Below are 15,818 nucleotides of genomic sequence, written 5' to 3' on the forward strand. Positions count from 1 at the left end.
GGCGGGACATAGCAAAATCTAGTCCTGCGGTCAATTATTGGCTGGGCTTACCTGGCTGCTATCCGCCCCTGCTGGCGTGTCAAAATACCGGTCCCCCCCTTCAGAGGTGCCGAATCGTCGCGCGGGGATCACCCCTCCGTGCTGTCAAAGCCGGGGAAGTGCTTTTGCCGGGTCGCGGCACGGTTGAGCATGCGAATCCGCAACAGCCCTTCCCGCTCCAGCCGCTGGCGCAGGGCCGGACTGTCGCCGCAGACTTCATCATAAAAGGCGCGCAGGCCTGTTTCGCCCTCTTCGGCCTCTATTGCCGAGAGGAGTTCATGCAGGTTGATGCCGCCCTTATCCCTAGGTCGTGCAGGCGAAAGGTCGGCGCGGTAAGAGCCGCGCTCTAGGCGAAACCGGTAGTGCGCCAGCCAGTGGGACCAATCCCGCGCATGCAGGTGGCACAGATCAAGCGCAGGCAGCTCTGTCGTGGCGGGGTTTTCCCGACGGTCCTCTGGGCTTTCGCCGATGTCTTGGAAAAAGTTATGTATGCGAAAGCTGATGTCGGGCAGTCCGGTGCGTACGAAGATCTTGCCCTGCACATGGCTGAGAAAGCCGCCATGCATATGTTCGCCGTAGTGCGGATACAGGCGGCCGACGATTGCGCCGCGTTCAGGCCCTTTGGGGATATGACCCTTGAAGGCGGTCGCATCGCCTGCAAGCGCCTCGATGGGGCGGGCACGGGCTGCCAGGGTGGTTTGCGGCAGGGCAGCAAGCAGCGCGCCAATCGAGCAGTCTGCCCAGAGGAATTCATCCACGTCAATATGGGCCAGCCAGTCCAGATCAGCAGCTTGGCGACGATAGGCGCGGGTGGCATTCAGGCTTTGGCGAACCTGATGCTTGGCGGGCTTGCCGCCTTTGCGCCGCTTTTGCCAGGAGGCATCGTCGCAATCAAAGACGCGGATCTTTGGATGCGCCTTTAGCAGGGGGCGGGCGCTGGGGCAGGGGGTGTCGAGATATAGAAACAGACGATGGGCACCTGCCTCCAGATGGTAGGCGGCAAAGTCGAGGATGTCTTGGGCCGGGGCCTTGATGGTGGCAACAATGCCCCATTTTGCGTTTGTGTCCATTGATGCGCTGCTCTCTGTATCCTTGCTCTGCCCCGGTTGCGGGGCAGGGGTATCTCTGTAGTGGTGCGTGCGCGGTGTCACGTGGCGGGATACTGCACAGGGATCCCCCCATTGGTCCAGAGCGCAGCGGACAGAAGAGTGCAAAAGCTCAAAATGTGGATCAGACTGCGGCCAAGCGGCGGGCCGTGACGCCGACGAAGAAACGCAAAAGGGCGCGCCGATGATGGCGCGCCCAGATTATTTGCACTTGTCTATAAGGCGTCGAGGGCCGTAGCGCCGTGGCTCAGACCATCATTTCCTTGGTCGCGGTCAGTTGCAGGTCGGGGTAATCCCGCTCGACCCGGTCGATATCCCACTGCAGGCGGGTCAGATAGACGACGTCGCCATCATGGTCATAGGCGATGTGCTGTTTGTTGGCGTTTACAAACTTGTCCATCGCCGATTTGTCACCATTGACCCAACGGGCCGAGGTGAATTGAGAGCTGTCAAACCGTACCGGCAGGCCGTATTCCAGCTCGATCCGGCTGGCCAAAACCTCAAACTGCAGCGCACCGACAACCCCAACAATAAAGCCGGACCCAATTGAGGGTTTGAACACCTTGGCAGCGCCTTCTTCTGCAAACTGCATCAGCGCCTTTTCCAGATGCTTGGCCTTCATCGGATCGCCTGCGCGCACACCCTGCAGCAGTTCCGGCGCAAAGGAGGGAATGCCGGCAACGCGCAGGGCTTCGCCTTCGGTCAAGGTGTCACCGATGCGCAGCTGGCCGTGGTTCGGGATACCAATGATATCGCCGGCCCAGGCCTCTTCGGCCAATTCGCGGTCAGAGGCGAGGAACAGCACCGGGTTGGAAACGGCCATCGGTTTCTTGGTGCGCACATGGGTCAGCTTCATACCGCGTTTAAAGTGGCCGCTTGCCATCCGCACAAAGGCCACCCGGTCGCGGTGCTTGGGGTCCATATTGGCCTGCACCTTGAAGACAAAGCCGGCGACCTTTTTCTCCTCGGGGGCAATATTTCGCGGCAGCGCCTTTTGTATCTGCGGTTCTGGGCCGTAGTGGCCAATGCCGTCCATCAGCTCTTTGACGCCAAAGGAGTTGATGGCTGAGCCAAACCAGATCGGGGTCATATGGCCTTCCAGCACCGCCTGTGGGTCCAGCTTGGGCAGCAGTTCGCGGGCCATCTCGACCTCTTCCAGCAGCTTTTCCAGCAGATGTGCGGGCACATGTTCGGCCAGCTTGGGGTCATCCAGGCCCTCAATCGCGATGCTTTCGGCCACCTTGTTGCGGTCGGCGCGATCCATCAGTTCCAGCCGGTCGCGCAGCATGTCATAGCAGCCGATGAAATCGCGTCCCACCCCGATGGGCCAGGCGGCTGGCGTCACGTCAATGGCCAGGTTCTCCTGGATCTCATCAATAATATCAAAGGTATCGCGGCTTTCGCGGTCCATCTTGTTACAGAAGGTCAGGATCGGCAGATCGCGCAGGCGGCAGACCTCGAACAGCTTCTGCGTCTGGCTTTCCACGCCCTTGGCGCCGTCGATCACCATTACCGCCGCATCCACCGCCGTGAGGGTGCGATAGGTATCTTCGGAAAAGTCCGAGTGGCCGGGCGTATCCACCAGATTGAAGCGGAAGCCGTCAAAATCAAAGGACATTGCCGAGGCCGAGACCGAAATACCGCGGTCCTTTTCCATCTGCATGAAATCGGATCTGGTGCGCCGTGCTTCGCCTTTTGCGCGCACCTGCCCAGCCATCTGAATCGCGCCGCCATAAAGCAGGAACTTTTCAGTCAGCGTGGTTTTGCCCGCATCCGGGTGCGAAATGATCGCAAAGGTGCGGCGCCGCGCGATTTCGGGCGGCAGGTCTGGGCGGTTTGCAGCGGTATCCAACATGAGCGCGCGTATAGGTTGGATTGCAGAGACTGGCAAGAAAAAGCCCCCCTGCCTCGCAGAAAGCTGCGGAACAGAGCGGCCAGGGGCCTGCGCAGGTATCGCCCCGATTATGTGCCACGGACGATTGGTCCGGCCTGGCGTCGGTTAGCGCAGCGAAGAGCGGCGTAGCATTTCAACTGCATCGGGATGATTCAGCAGGTTTTTCTGTACCTCCAACCCGTGGCTGTCGCGGCGCTGACCTGTTGCAAGGCCAGGGCCGATGCGGCGCAGCAGGTCATCGGGCAGTGCAGGCTGGGTAAGGGGATCCAGAAACAGGCTCTCTGCGGCGATGCCTTCAGCATAGATGATGTGATGCCGGTCAAACAGAAGCTGGAAGTAGTCGACAAAGCCGCCATCCTGCACCACAACCGTTGTGCCATTGACTAGGTCACGCGCCCGCACCAGAAGTTCCGGGCAGCCGGTGCCCAGCTCATCGCGGCGTTGATAGACCATCAGGCGGTGATCGGGGCTGACCAGAAGATCAGCGGCATTGTTCAAGACGCCGGCCCGGATCAGTACCGGGGCCATGCGCCCCACCGCGCGCGAGGTGGTCTGGCCTATCCAGCGCAGGTCCTGCACCCCTTCGTCGCGGGTCAGAACCCGGTCGCCGGGCACGAGGTCTTCGATAGGTTTCTGGGCACCGGTGGCCAGAGTAATCCGGGTGCCACGGGTGAATGAAACACAGGCCATCTGCGCCAGTTTGCGGCGCGCACCGTCCTGTTCGGCTCGCACCAGCGTATAGCTGTGTTGCAGGTTTAGTGGTGCCATGGGCAATAGATAGATTGCGGCGATCAGCCCGTCCTCGTCGACTTCGACCATCACCAGGGCTTCGACGTTATCGCCTGCCTGCGGCATCAGGGTCAGGGCGCAGTCCAGATGCAGCCGAGCACCGGGGGTGCCAAGCGCTGTGCCTTCAGCGATGCAGAACTGTCCCTCTGCTGTGCTGGCCAGGGCCAGCCGTTGTGGGTGCGCCGGTGGGCTAAGCTGGTAGATGTCATCCAGCATCATATCCTGGAACAGGCCAATCGGATCACCCATATTGGCGCCAATTTCCACCAGGAACTGTTCGGCCGGGTAGGCCGGGATGGACTGAATGGCGTGTTCTACTGTTGGCACTGAAGCCCCCATTCTGATTTAGCTGTTGCGAGGCAGGGAACAGTCCCCTGCCTGGGCGCGCCGCAAGCGCAATGGCATGCCCCTGGCACAGGGATATAGCCGCGAATTATGGCACGATACCGACAAATACGGGCAGAAATCCTGACAAGCCATTAATTTTACCTATCCTGTTGTGGTGGCGTAGGCCATCGACCCATCCAGCCGGGGCGAACCAGATGGCAGCAGCGGCCAAATGTATCGGCAAAATCCGGCAGGCCACCCCTACGTTTCTGGGCTGGCCATTGCCGCCCATGCGGTGCAGTCTTGGGAAAATTTCAAGCACGACGCAGGGAGCAAAGCTATGGATCTCGGGATTACTGGAAAACGCGCATTGGTATGCGCCAGCAGCAAGGGACTGGGTCTGGGTTGCGCGGAAGCATTGGCCGAAGCAGGGGTTAACCTGGTGATGAACGCGCGCGGCGAAGAGCCCCTCTTGCAGGCCGCGCAGGCCATCCGCGACCGCTACGGCGTTGAGGTCGAAACCGTGGCGGTTGATGTCACCACGCAAGACGGACAGGCAAAGCTGATCGCCGCTGCGGCAGGCGCTGATATCCTGGTCAATAACGCTGGTGGCCCGCCTCCGGGGCTGTGGTCCGACTGGGAGCGTGAGGATTTCATCAAGGCGCTGGATGCCAATATGCTGGCGCCGATTGCCCTGATGAAGGCGCTGCTGCCGGGCATGATGGAGCGCGGCTGGGGCCGGGTGGTCAATATCACCTCGCAATCCGTCAAGGCTCCAATTGCGGTGCTGGGCCTGTCAAACTCTGCCCGCGCCGGGTTGACCGGTTATGTGGCCGGTACCTCGCGGCAGGTGGCAGGCAGCGGTGTTGCCATCAATAACCTGCTGCCCGGTATCCATGCCACAGACCGCGCGGTTTCACTGGACAGCGGCGTCAGCAGCCAGCAGGGCATCTCTATGGAAGAGGCCAAGGCACAGCGCGCGGCCACCATTCCCGCAGGGCGCTACGGCACCCGGCAGGAGTTTGGCGCCGCCTGTGCGTTTTTGTGCTCGCAACATGCGGGATTCATTGTCGGGCAGAACATTCTGTTGGATGGTGGGGCCACCAATATGACACTGTAAGCAGTGTCCTGACGCAAGACACGGAGCATTGAATGGCCAGCGGGTTTTCCCTTAAGGACCAATTGTTCAATCAGCAAAAGACCCGCTATCTGGCGGGTCTTTTTGCCCCTGCCGTGCCGGGGTTTCAGGCTGACCAATTTGAAGCGGATGTGATGGCGGGCCTGCTACCGCTGGAACTGAAGGCGCGTATCAGCTGGATCGCCGAGGTTCTCGGCCAGCATCTGCCCGGAGCGCTACCCGAGGTAGCACCACTGCTCTTGCAGGCGCTGCCGCCACCGCTGGACCCGGGGAAGACGGACGATGATTTCGGCGATTTCATCTTTGCGCCGGTGGGCGAATTCGTCTTGGCACGGGGGGTGCACAGCGACCCCGAGCTGGCGCTGGATCTCTTGGCGGAGCTGACCCAGCGGTTTTCCATGGAGTGGGCCATTCGTCCGTTCTTGAATACGCATCAGGATCTGACGCTGGCGCGGATGCAGCAGTGGATACAACATCCCAGCTATCATGTGCGTCGCCTGGTCAGCGAAGGCACCAGGCCGCGCCTGCCCTGGGGGCAGGGGGTTGCTTTGGCGCTGGCTGATCCGCTGCCATTTCTGGACCATCTGCATCAGGATCCCACCCGCTATGTGACGCGATCGGTTGCCAATCACCTGAATGACATCAGCAAGAAAGACCCGGATCTGGTCCTGGACCGGCTAGAGGCCTGGCGCGCAAATGGGGCACAGCAGGAAAAAGAATTGACCTGGCTGATCAGCCATGCCTGTCGCGGCCTGGTGAAATCCGGCTATCCGCGGGCACTGCGCCTGCTTGGCTATGACCCAGAGGCCGAGGTCTCGGTTGATTTGCAGCTGGGGGCGTCGGCCGCACGCATTGGCGGGGCGCTTAATTTTGAGGTTACGCTTGCCGCCCCGGCGGATTTGCCGGTGATTGTCGACTACCGTGTCAGTTTTGCGCGGGCTGGTGGCAAGACCGCGCAAAAGGTGTTCAAGCTGAAGCAAACGAAACTGCGCGGAGCGGCGCTGACCCTGGCCAAACTGCATCGGTTCAAAGGCGATGCCACCACCTTCAAACTGTACCCTGGCCGACACCAGATTGAAATTCTGGTCAATGGCCGCGTTGGTGCGCAGGCGGGGTTTGATCTGATCGCCTGATCAAAGGCTGCTTTGGGGGTATTATAGAGAAAATGACGGGTTTTGGCGGGCCGGGGCTGAGGACTTGCACGGCGCCCGCCGGGTTGGTATTTGCCGCAAGGACCGATTGCACAATCGGCAAAGCTTGTGAGGCAGAATGAGCACAACATCCCCCAGCGCGCCCCAGTCTGAGGCCGCGCAGCATCCGCGGCTCGAGATCCGTAATCTCCATCGCTATTTTGATGGCCGTGCGGTGGTGGATGATGTTTCGCTGCAAATTCAGGCCGGGCAGGTGACCTGCCTGCTTGGGCCCTCTGGCTGCGGTAAATCCACCACGCTGCGGATGATCGCCGGGGTGGAAATGCAGGACAGTGGCGAAATCTATGTCGATGGCAAGCTGGTCTGCGACACGGTATTCCGGGTGCCGCCAGAACGGCGCGAGATCGGGCTGATGTTTCAGGATTTTGCCCTGTTCCCGCATCTTAACGTGGCGGATAACGTTGCCTTTGGCCTGAAGGGCAGCAAAGAGGCCAAACGCGCCCGCGTTGAAGAATTGCTGCAAAAGGTTTCCTTGTCGCGGTTTATTGATGAATTTCCCCACCAGCTGTCAGGTGGAGAGCAGCAGCGCGTCGCCCTTGCCCGTGCCCTGGCACCGCGTCCGCGCATCATGCTGATGGATGAACCCTTTTCCGGGCTCGATAACCGGCTGCGCGATGGGATTCGCGACGAAACACTGACCCTGCTGAAAGAAGAAGATGCGGCGGTTTTACTGGTCACCCATGAGCCGGAAGAAGCTATGCGGATGGCCGATGAAATTGCCCTGATGCGCGGCGGCAAAATCGTCCAGCAAGGCGCGCCCTATAACGTCTACACCCGCCCGTCCGACAAGGCTGCCGTTGCCTTTTTCAGTGATATCAACGTGTTGCATTCGCAAGTGAATGGCGCGCTGGCGGAAACACCCTTTGGCCAGTTTCTGGCGCCGGGCATTGCCGATCGCACCGATGTCGACATCGTTTTTCGCCCGCAGCATGTGCGGATCGATTTTGACCGTGGGGGCAGGGGGCCGCTGCCAACCGCCACGGATGGCGTGCCAGCCCGCGCAGTGGTGAAACGGGCGCGCTATCTCGGCCATGAGAGCCTGGTAGAGTTCCAGATGGATTATGACGGCTCTGTTCTCAAGGTTACGGTGCCACGCGTTTTCCTACCAGAGGTGGGCCGGGTGATGTGGCTAACGGTGCCGCGCAACCGTTGTTTCGTCTTTCCCGCCTGACGGCAAGCTATCAGACTGCGGCCTGCCTGGCCCAGCCGGGCTGATGCGGGGGACGTGTTCCAAGGTGGCATAGGTGCTGCTAACGCGTGTCGCGATGCGGGTCATAATCCGCCAGGGTCTTGCCGGGTTCATCCAGGAACAACTCGGGCAGGGCGCGCACCTCTTTGATCAGATCGACACGAAAGACCCGGAAATCCGCCCTGGTTTCGCACCAAGCGGTCAGGGTCCAGACGCGGCCCCAATATTCCATATGCAAGGGCCGGATGGTGCGCTCTGTCAGGGTGCCATCTATGCGCCGGTACTGCAGCCCCAGCTTTTGGCGCGATTTGATGGCCGCGCGCAGGGTGGGCATATGGGCAAAGCCACGCGCCACATCGGCAAAGGGGTAGACGGCAAATTTCCAGGCGTCCGCTGCGGCGATGGTCTCGGTCGGCAAGACCGCATCCACCTTGGCAGCCAGCGACTGAGCGGCGGCCTTCAGATCGGCATCTGCGGCCTCGGCGACGATCGCCATGCCAAGGTTCAATGCCTCCAGCTCTTCTGCGGTGAGCGTCAACGGCGGCAGGGTGATTTGTTCACGCACCATATAGCCAAGACCGCGTTCGCCTTCCACCGGCACACCCGAGGCAACCAATGTATCCATGTCGCGGTAGATGGTGCGGGTAGAAACCTCGAGCCGGGCCGCAATGTCCTGTGCCCGATGGAGTTTCCCATCACGCAGGATCTGGATGATCTCAAAAAGGCGGTCGGTGCGGCGCATGGGGCTACCCTTGGCGCAGAGACAGGGGGGGCGTCAAGCCAGGGCACGCAAGTGCGGTGCCCCGGCCGTCTTTATTGGCGGCTTGATATTGCGCCGCATCGTCGGGCGGTTAGTTGGGTGCAACGGTCCAGTGAATGGTTTCATGGCGCAGGGTGACCGTTTCTGGCGCAATGGCCGCCATCAGCGCCGGGGCGAAATCCTGTTTGCCAAAGCTCTCGGCCACCTGCTGCGCGGTTTCCATATCTTTCCAGATCACGGTATCTGTCCACCTTCCATCCGCGCCACAGCTGAGGCGGCGAAAGATAAAGCCGGGGTTGGCGCGCACAAAAGCTTCGCTGGTTTGGCTGATCTTGACAAACTCTTCGGGGGTGACACCTGGGTTCAGCTTGAAGGTCACGGTCTCAGCGACGTTTTTGGTCATATCAATCTCCTGTTGTGTTGATGTGGTAGCTCTAGCAGAGGGCAACTGACATAAACCTGTCAGTTGGGTGCTTGAGTGAGCGAAAAAAAGCGTTTTTGCGGCTGTCTCTCGTCCCAAGACTGCTGCCGCCTCTTTGCTCGGGCGCGGGAGGAGCCTAAAACCTGTGGTCAGAGAATAGTCAGCCGATGCAGCGCGCATTGGCAAAAGTGAAGGAGAGATTCACATGCTTAATAATATCGGCCTTCCCGGCCTGCTGCTCATCGCTGTTGTGGTTCTGGTGCTGTTTGGACGCGGCAAGATCAGCTCGCTTATGGGTGAAGTTGGCAAAGGCATTACCTCGTTCAAGAAGGGCGTGAATGAAGGCACCGCAGAGCTGGAAGAAGAAAAAACTGTCGAGGCCAAAGACGTCACCCCTGCCGCCGGGTCTGCCTCTGAAACAGACAAGGCGTAACGGGGCATGTTTGATCTTGGGCTAACCGAACTTCTGGTGGTTGGCGTCGTGGCGCTGATTGTTGTCGGGCCCAAAGACCTGCCCGTGATGTTTCGCAACGTGGGGCGTTTCGTAGGTAAGGCCAAGGGAATGGCGCGCGAATTCAGTAGCGCCATGAACGAGGCTGCTGATGAAAGCGGCGTTCGGGATGTGGCCAAGGGGCTGAAGGCTGCGACCAATCCGGTCAGCACCGCGATGGACGGGGTGAAAGAGGCGGCGCAGGATATGGCCAAATCTATTGATCCGACCAAATCCATCGACCCGACCGCCTTTAAGCCCGGCACTGAAACCGGGAAAATGGCGGTGGAACGCGCGCTAGAGGCCAAGAAGATCCAGGCGGCCACCGCGCGCAGCGCCGCAGAACGCAAAGCCCGCGAGGCAAAAGACGCCCTGGCCCATGCCGAGGCCGCAGAAGCGGCAATTGAGGCAGGATCAGAACAGGCAGACAGCGCGCCCTCCGAAGGAAGTGAGGCCAAGACATGAGCCAGAGCGAAGAGGTTGAGGATTCAACCGCCCCCCTGATCGAACATCTGGCAGAGCTGCGCACCCGATTGATCCGGGCGGTTCTGGCCTTTGCGGTGGGGGTCATTCTGGCCTTTGTCGTGGCCGAGCCTATTTTGCAGTTCCTGGTAAAGCCTATCGAGGAAACGCTGCGGGCGCTGGGGGATCCTTCCCCGACGCTGCAATATACCTCGCCGCAGGAATATCTGTTCACGCTGTTCCGCATCTCGATGGTCTTTGGTTTTGCCCTGTCCTTTCCGATGATTGGCTATCAGCTTTGGCGATTTGTGGCACCGGGGCTGTATAAAACGGAAAAAGGCGCCTTTTTGCCGTTCCTGATTGCCTCGCCCTTCATGTTTCTGCTGGGGGCGACCTTTGCGCAACTGGTGGTGACACCGCTGGCGATGCAGTTCTTTCTGGGCTTTGCCGATGTCAGCTCTATCTTTGCCAACCTGCTGTCGCAGGCGGCGAACGATGTGCCGAATGGGGTGATGGTAGATACTGCGATTGTGCCGGAAACCGCGAATGGGGTGAAAATCACCTTCTTTGGTAAGGTGAATGAAAGCCTTGATATCACGCTGAAATTTATCATGGCCTTTGGCTTGTGCTTTCAGCTGCCGGTTCTTTTGACCCTGATGGGCAAGGCTGGGCTGGTCAGTGCCGATGGGCTGGGTGCCATGCGCAAATATGCGGTTGTCGCCATTCTGGTTCTGGCCGCGTTGGTAACGCCGCCGGATGTGATTACCCAGATGATCCTGTTTGTGGTGGTCTATGGGCTTTATGAGATGTCGATCTTCCTGGTGCGCCGGGTCGAGGCCAAGCGCGAAGAAAAGTTGCGCGCCGAAGGGTACTACGACGACGAGGATGAAGACCCGCTGATGGCAGAATTCGAAGCCGATGAGGGTGAAGACGACAGATAACCCTGTCTGCAAAACAGAACCGGGGGCGTGTCCAGCAGGGCGCGCCCCTTTTTGATGTGTTGATTTCCCCTGACCTGTCAGGACTTGTCCGCCCCAGCGGAACGTGGTTGAAACCTGTCAGCCCTAAAAGACCGGAGATCCCCAATGGACCAGATCCTATTGACCCGCATTGCCGAGGCACTGGAACGGATGTCGCCCGCGCCGCTGGCAGCGCCCGATTTTGATGCTGCTGCCGCTTTTGTCTGGCATGTGGCGCCAGATCGGCTGGAGCCGGTGGCACAGGTCAACCGGATTGATCTGGATCTGCTGGTGGGGATTGGGCGGTCGCGCGATACCCTGTTGGAAAACACGCGCCGCTTTGCCCGTGGTGAGGCCGCGAACAACGCTCTCCTGTGGGGGGCGCGGGGCATGGGAAAATCCAGCCTGGTAAAGGCCATTCATGGCGGGCTCTTGGTGGATCATCCCGATTTGAAACTGATAGAATTGCAGCGCGAGGATCTTCCCTCGGTGGCGCGTCTGCTGAACCATCTGCGCCAGGCACCGCATCGCTTTATCCTGTTTTGCGATGACCTGTCCTTCAGTCATGACGACCAGCACTACAAAAGCCTGAAGGCGGTGCTGGATGGCGGTATCGAGGGGCGGCCCGAGAATGTGGTGTTCTTTGCCACCTCTAACCGGCGGCATCTGATGCCGCGCGAGATGATCGAGAATGAGCGCTCAAGCGCTATCAACCCCTCTGAGGCGGTTGAGGAAAAGGTCTCTCTCTCGGATCGTTTTGGCCTGTGGCTGGGCTTTCATCCCTGTGATCAGGATGAGTACCTCGAAATGATTTCAGGCTATTGCAAGGCCTATGGTGTCAATGTCGACGCAGATGTCATGCGGGCAGAGGCGATTGAATGGCAGGCCACACGCGGGGCGCGTTCTGGTCGGGTGGCCTGGCAGTTCTTTACCGATCTGGCTGGGCGGCATGGGGTCTCGCTGACCTAGGGCGGCGAGACAGGATACCGGCCAAATGAACAGGGGCGGGATGTGATTTCAACCACATCCCGCCCCTGCTGTATGTTCTGGCCTGCTGCTACTGCTGCGGCGGCCGCGCTGGTTTCAGCCAGTATATGTCTAGTTCAGATAGGACAGCGGATCGAGGCTGTCATAGCCGTTGCGCACCTCAAAATGCAGCGTCGCGCCCGGGACCTCTTGCAGATTGCCAATGGCCTGGCCCCGGCTGACCTGATCGCCCTTGCTCACCAAAATTTTGTCAACATTGGCATAGATGGTCAGCAGTTTTGGATCGTGGCGGATCACAATGATCGGGATGTTTTTTGAATCCTTGGTGATGGCGGCAACTGTGCCGGCCTCAGCCGCCGTGACCTGGGCGCCTGCCGCGGCAGAGATATCAATGCCATCGTTGCGCCCCTTGGCGTATGTTTTGACGATCTTGCCCCGTACCGGATAGGCCATGGCGGCCTGGTTGGGCCGTGTGGGGGTGGGCACATCGACCGAAGGCAGGTTTTCCGCAGCAACGCTGGCCGGGGCCAGATTTTCTGTGGGCAGAGGTTTGGTCGCACTGGGCGGCGTTGGCGTGGCCGAGCCCTGGCCGGGGGCGGTGGTGACTACCGCTGCTGGTGTGTGCGAGGGGCGGCTTTGGTCCTTGAGGGGGATCAACAGTTGCTGGCCTTCACGGATTGCAAAGTCGCTGCCCAATCCGTTCCAGTCTGCCAGGGATTTCACGGGCACCTGATAAAGCCGGGAAATGGTATAGGCGGTCTCGCCGCGCACTACCTTGTGGCGTACTGGCTCTGGCCCGTCCTGTACCGCGATCGGCTTGGTCTGCGGCGTCGGCTGGATCTCGGTTGTGGTCACAGAGCCGGCGTTGGGCGAGGTGGTCGGCGCGGTATCAATGGCATTGCCTGCCAGCGACGCGATGTCGACGCCACCAGCACTGGCAGTGCCGCCAGTGGCAGGCAGGCTGTCAGGGGCACGGCGGGGCAGAACAAGCACCTCGCCTTTGCGCAGGCTGTCATTGGTCTGCATGCCGTTGAAGCGGGCGATTTCAACTGCGGGTAATCCGATGCGTGCAGCAACATCCGCAACCTTGTCGCCGCGTTCGGCGACAGCCACCTGATAAGAGGGGTAGGTGATCAAGCCCCGGCTATCGGGGGCGGGGCGGTTCGCGGTTGCTGTCTGGGCGGCCTGGGTGGTGTTGAAACCGCCAATCTGCCCGCGCAGATCATAATCCAACGGCCCCTCGCAGGCCGCAAGAAACAGAGGAACCGCAACCAGGGAGAGGCGTGCGGCGATTGGGGCGGATTTCGGGTTTGGGCGGCGCGTGGGGCGGGTACTTGGGCGACCAGTCAGCATGCTGTCCTCGTTTTTGTCGTTTTTTGACGCGCCGAACGGAGCGCCGGGCTTTGCGCCTGTTGTGCTGGGACCTGCGCCTGGGTCAATGGTTATTTGCACGTCCTGTCCTAATCGGCGCAGCTTTGCCTGTTTTTCAGGTGTCTTTGCCCAAACCTTCGAGCAGCGGCACAAAACGTACCGGGCGCAATTCGTCATAGTCAAGCCCATCATCGGTTTTGCGTACCCGGATCAGGGTTTGCACCGTATCGGACTGTCCCACCGGCACCACCATTATGCCACCAGGTTTGAGCTGCGCCAACAGCGGGCCGGGGGGGTCTTCGGCAGCGGCGGTGACAATGATGCGATCAAAGGGGGCCTGATCCGGCAGGCCAAAGCTGCCATCGCCAACCAGCGAGGTGATATTGGGCAGTTGCAGCGCCTCAAAGATCATCCGGGCCTCGCGCACCAGGCGGGTATGACGATCGATGGTATAGACCCGGCGCGCCAGCTTGGCGAGGATGGCCGCCTGATAGCCGGAGCCGGTGCCAACCTCTAGCACGGTGTCGCGCGGCGAAATCTGCAGCGCCTGCGTCATCAACCCCACCACCGAGGGCTGCGAGATGGTCTGGCCACAGGCAATCGGCAGCGGGGTGTCCTCATAGGCACGATCTGCGAAGATCCCACGCACAAAGGGGCCGCGATCAATTTGCTCCATCGCCTCAAGCACTTTGGTATCGGTCACGCCGCGCGAGCGCAGGGCAAAGAGAAACTGCATTTTAGTTTCCGGGTCAGGGCTGTTCATTCGATCACTTTGAACCCGTCGAGCATCTCGTGGGCGGTTAGATCGGCGCGCATCGGGGTGACCGAGACATAGCCTTCCAGGTTGACGCTGGCATCGCTGTCGGGGGCGGTCTGGATATGCTGGTCGCCCCCCTTGATCCAAAGATAGCGCCGCCCATTCGGCGAGAGTTGTTCCTGTGCCGAGAAATGGCTGCCCCGGCGAAAGCCCTGGCGCACCACGCGGGTGCCCTTGACCGATGCGGCGGGGACGGGCGGGAAGTTGATGTTGTAAAACAGTCGGTAATCCTGCTGGTCCTGCGGCTCTGCTGACAGGATCTTGCGGACGACCTCGGCACCATGATGGGCTGCGGCCTCGAATGGGTTGTCGATATCTTTGTTCAGCGGGCCATAATACTGCGACAGCCCCATAGCGGGAATGCCCTGCAAAGCGGCCTCCATCGCGCCGCCAAGGGTGCCAGAGTAGAGCGCATTTTCCGCCGAGTTATTGCCTCGGTTGACCCCGGACAAGACCAGATCGGGGCGGCGATCCTGCATGGCAACATGGATGCCGGCCAGAATGCAATCCGCCGGGGAGCCTTCGGCCGCAAAGCGCCTTGGCCCCAACTGGCTGAGCATGGAAGGACGGGTGTAGCTGATGCAATGGCCAACGCCGGATTGCTCAAACGCGGGGGCGACGGTCCAGACTTCGCCTGAGGGGCCGGCCAGTGTCTGGGCAATCTGTTCCAGCACCGCAAGGCCGGGGGCGCTGATACCGTCGTCATTGGTGATGAGAATGCGCATTTTGTCCCCTGGTCGCTGTTTTGATCTGAATAGGCATTGGCATCAAAGGGGGCAAGCGTTTCGATCCAATCGGAGAAAGGATCTGGTGCCAGCTTGGGTAGCTGTGCCACAGGTCGGGGCCAATCGACCCTCTACTGGGGGCGTTGGGCCGAGATCAAGGTCGCCTATGCTTGGCGGTTACGGTGCGCTTTGGAGGGGGAAGCCAAGGCATGTCAGCATAAAAAGGGGGGCTCCCGCGCGGATCAGGGCTTTTGACAAAGCCCCTCTCCCCTTGGGCCCGGCAGGCTGACGCCTGCGGTTGCGTGATCTGGCATGCCGCGTGGCAAAGGCGCTGACCAGTGCCTAGCCTGTGACTGGCCAGCCTCTGAGGTTGCTGGCCTAGGCCAGAATCTGCGGCAGCAGGCGGGCGGCTTCGGCCTGGCAGTCGTTCAAGGGGGCGCGGTCCTCTCCGGGGAAGAAGCGGGCGCGCAGGGCAGTGGGCATGGGCTGCGGCGTCAGGATCTTGACCTGGGGTCCGGTTTTGATCGTTTCCGCCTGCCAGCTGCGGGCCAGAGCCATCTGGGCGGCTTTGCTGGCACCATAAGTGCCAAAGAATTTTTCGCCCGCCTGTGGGTCATCAAAGAAGACGGCACGGCCGCTCTGGCCGAGCAGTGGCGCCACATAGGGGATCAGCACCGAGGGGGCCGTGGCGTTGATGGCAATGGATTTGGTCCAGTCCTTAACTGCCACCGATGATGCGGGGCTAAGCGTCGCAGCATGGATGGCGCTGTGCAGCCAGAGGTCAAGCTGGCCCCAGCGATCATGGATACCGCGGCACAGGGTGGCCATGGCCTCGGGCTGGGTGATGTCCATTGGCGCCAGGGTGGCAGAACCGCCCGCCGCCTGAATTCGATCATCCAGCTCTTCGAGCGCGCCAGTGGTACGGGCGACAGCCAGGATGTGATGCGTGGGGGCCAGGGCTTCGGCCAGGGCAGCCCCGAGTCCGCGGGAGGCGCCGGTGATAAGAGCGATTTTCTGTGTCATGGACAGCCTTGTGATCCGCTTGGCGCAGAGGGTCAAGTCTCCATTCTGGCGCAGGGGGCAGAGCGCGCCGCTTTCAGCAAGCAGAGCTGCCGCCAAAGGCCGGGACGGTC

At 60.6% G+C, this 15,818-nt stretch carries 16 protein-coding genes; 7 read left to right on the forward strand and 9 right to left on the reverse strand.

The annotated features are described in order from the left end of the window. Positions 1-128: 128 nt before the first annotated feature. The 3 genes from LRK71_RS01335 to LRK71_RS01345 form a co-directional block, all read right to left on the reverse strand. Positions 129-1,109: a glycosyltransferase family 2 protein gene (locus LRK71_RS01335; protein ID WP_232400535.1), complete on the reverse strand. Its 981-nt coding sequence runs from the start codon at positions 1,107-1,109 to the stop codon at positions 129-131. A 283-nt stretch (positions 1,110-1,392) separates the two neighbouring features. Next, positions 1,393-3,000: a peptide chain release factor 3 gene (locus tag LRK71_RS01340; protein ID WP_232401112.1), complete on the reverse strand. Its 1,608-nt coding sequence runs from the start codon at positions 2,998-3,000 to the stop codon at positions 1,393-1,395. Between the two features lie 144 nt (positions 3,001-3,144). Beyond that, complete coding sequence (locus LRK71_RS01345; RefSeq protein WP_232400536.1) at positions 3,145-4,155, reverse strand: Hint domain-containing protein; 1,011 nt, start codon at positions 4,153-4,155, stop codon at positions 3,145-3,147. A gap of 340 nt (positions 4,156-4,495) precedes the next feature. On the opposite strand from LRK71_RS01345, the gene LRK71_RS01350 reads away from it, so the two are divergent. The 3 genes from LRK71_RS01350 (at position 4,496) to LRK71_RS01360 (ending at position 7,675) form a co-directional block, all read left to right on the forward strand. Then, positions 4,496-5,275 carry an SDR family oxidoreductase gene (locus tag LRK71_RS01350; RefSeq protein ID WP_232401114.1) on the forward strand — a complete coding sequence of 260 codons (780 nt, stop codon included), beginning with the start codon at positions 4,496-4,498 and terminating at the stop codon, positions 5,273-5,275. A gap of 32 nt (positions 5,276-5,307) precedes the next feature. Next, positions 5,308-6,426, forward strand: a complete 1,119-nt coding sequence (locus LRK71_RS01355) for a YhaZ family DNA alkylation repair protein (protein ID WP_232400538.1) — start codon at positions 5,308-5,310, stop codon at positions 6,424-6,426. Positions 6,427-6,562: 136 nt separating this feature from the next. Beyond that, entirely contained in the window at positions 6,563-7,675 is a 1,113-nt protein-coding gene (locus tag LRK71_RS01360) for an ABC transporter ATP-binding protein (protein WP_232400540.1), read from the forward strand. 79 nt (positions 7,676-7,754) lie between these two features. Here LRK71_RS01360 and LRK71_RS01365 read toward each other — a convergent pair whose 3' ends face one another. Then, on the reverse strand, positions 7,755-8,435 hold the full coding sequence (locus tag LRK71_RS01365; protein ID WP_232400542.1) for a helix-turn-helix transcriptional regulator: 681 nt from the start codon (positions 8,433-8,435) through the stop codon (positions 7,755-7,757). Between the two features lie 109 nt (positions 8,436-8,544). Then, on the reverse strand, positions 8,545-8,856 hold the full coding sequence (locus LRK71_RS01370; RefSeq protein WP_232400544.1) for a hypothetical protein: 312 nt from the start codon (positions 8,854-8,856) through the stop codon (positions 8,545-8,547). 223 nt (positions 8,857-9,079) lie between these two features. Here LRK71_RS01370 and LRK71_RS01375 point away from each other — a divergent pair, with 223 nt between their 5' ends. The 4 genes from LRK71_RS01375 to LRK71_RS01390 all read left to right on the forward strand — a co-directional run bounded on the left by LRK71_RS01375 (position 9,080) and on the right by LRK71_RS01390 (position 11,754). After that, complete coding sequence (locus LRK71_RS01375) at positions 9,080-9,307, forward strand: twin-arginine translocase TatA/TatE family subunit (protein ID WP_232400545.1); 228 nt, start codon at positions 9,080-9,082, stop codon at positions 9,305-9,307. 6 nt (positions 9,308-9,313) lie between these two features. Continuing rightward, entirely contained in the window at positions 9,314-9,829 is a 516-nt protein-coding gene (gene tatB / locus LRK71_RS01380) for a Sec-independent protein translocase protein TatB (protein WP_232400546.1), read from the forward strand. Beyond that, positions 9,826-10,767, forward strand: coding sequence for a twin-arginine translocase subunit TatC (gene tatC / locus LRK71_RS01385; RefSeq protein WP_232400547.1), 942 nt, complete (start codon positions 9,826-9,828; stop codon positions 10,765-10,767). The genes tatB and tatC overlap by 4 nt, the downstream gene beginning before the upstream one ends. A 144-nt stretch (positions 10,768-10,911) precedes the next feature. Continuing rightward, entirely contained in the window at positions 10,912-11,754 is an 843-nt protein-coding gene (locus tag LRK71_RS01390; protein ID WP_232400548.1) for an ATP-binding protein, read from the forward strand. A 129-nt stretch (positions 11,755-11,883) separates the two neighbouring features. Here the strand turns inward: LRK71_RS01390 and LRK71_RS01395 are convergent, their stop codons facing one another. The 4 genes from LRK71_RS01395 to LRK71_RS01410 all read right to left on the reverse strand — a co-directional run bounded on the left by LRK71_RS01395 (position 11,884) and on the right by LRK71_RS01410 (position 15,708). Then, complete coding sequence (locus LRK71_RS01395; RefSeq protein WP_232400549.1) at positions 11,884-13,125, reverse strand: M23 family metallopeptidase; 1,242 nt, start codon at positions 13,123-13,125, stop codon at positions 11,884-11,886. A 133-nt stretch (positions 13,126-13,258) separates the two neighbouring features. Beyond that, positions 13,259-13,906 carry a protein-L-isoaspartate(D-aspartate) O-methyltransferase gene (locus tag LRK71_RS01400; protein WP_232400550.1) on the reverse strand — a complete coding sequence of 216 codons (648 nt, stop codon included), beginning with the start codon at positions 13,904-13,906 and terminating at the stop codon, positions 13,259-13,261. Further along, positions 13,903-14,685, reverse strand: a complete 783-nt coding sequence (gene surE, locus LRK71_RS01405) for a 5'/3'-nucleotidase SurE (RefSeq protein ID WP_232400552.1) — start codon at positions 14,683-14,685, stop codon at positions 13,903-13,905. Before surE ends, LRK71_RS01400 begins: the two co-directional genes overlap by 4 nt. Positions 14,686-15,063: 378 nt before the next feature. Further along, the gene (locus LRK71_RS01410; RefSeq protein WP_232400553.1) at positions 15,064-15,708 is read right to left on the reverse strand and encodes an SDR family NAD(P)-dependent oxidoreductase; all 645 of its coding nucleotides are present in this window, start codon (positions 15,706-15,708) and stop codon (positions 15,064-15,066) included. Positions 15,709-15,818 lie beyond the last annotated feature (110 nt).

The organism is Pseudophaeobacter flagellatus (genome assembly GCF_021228235.1).
GTDB classification, from domain to species: Bacteria; Pseudomonadota; Alphaproteobacteria; order Rhodobacterales; family Rhodobacteraceae; genus Pseudophaeobacter; species Pseudophaeobacter flagellatus.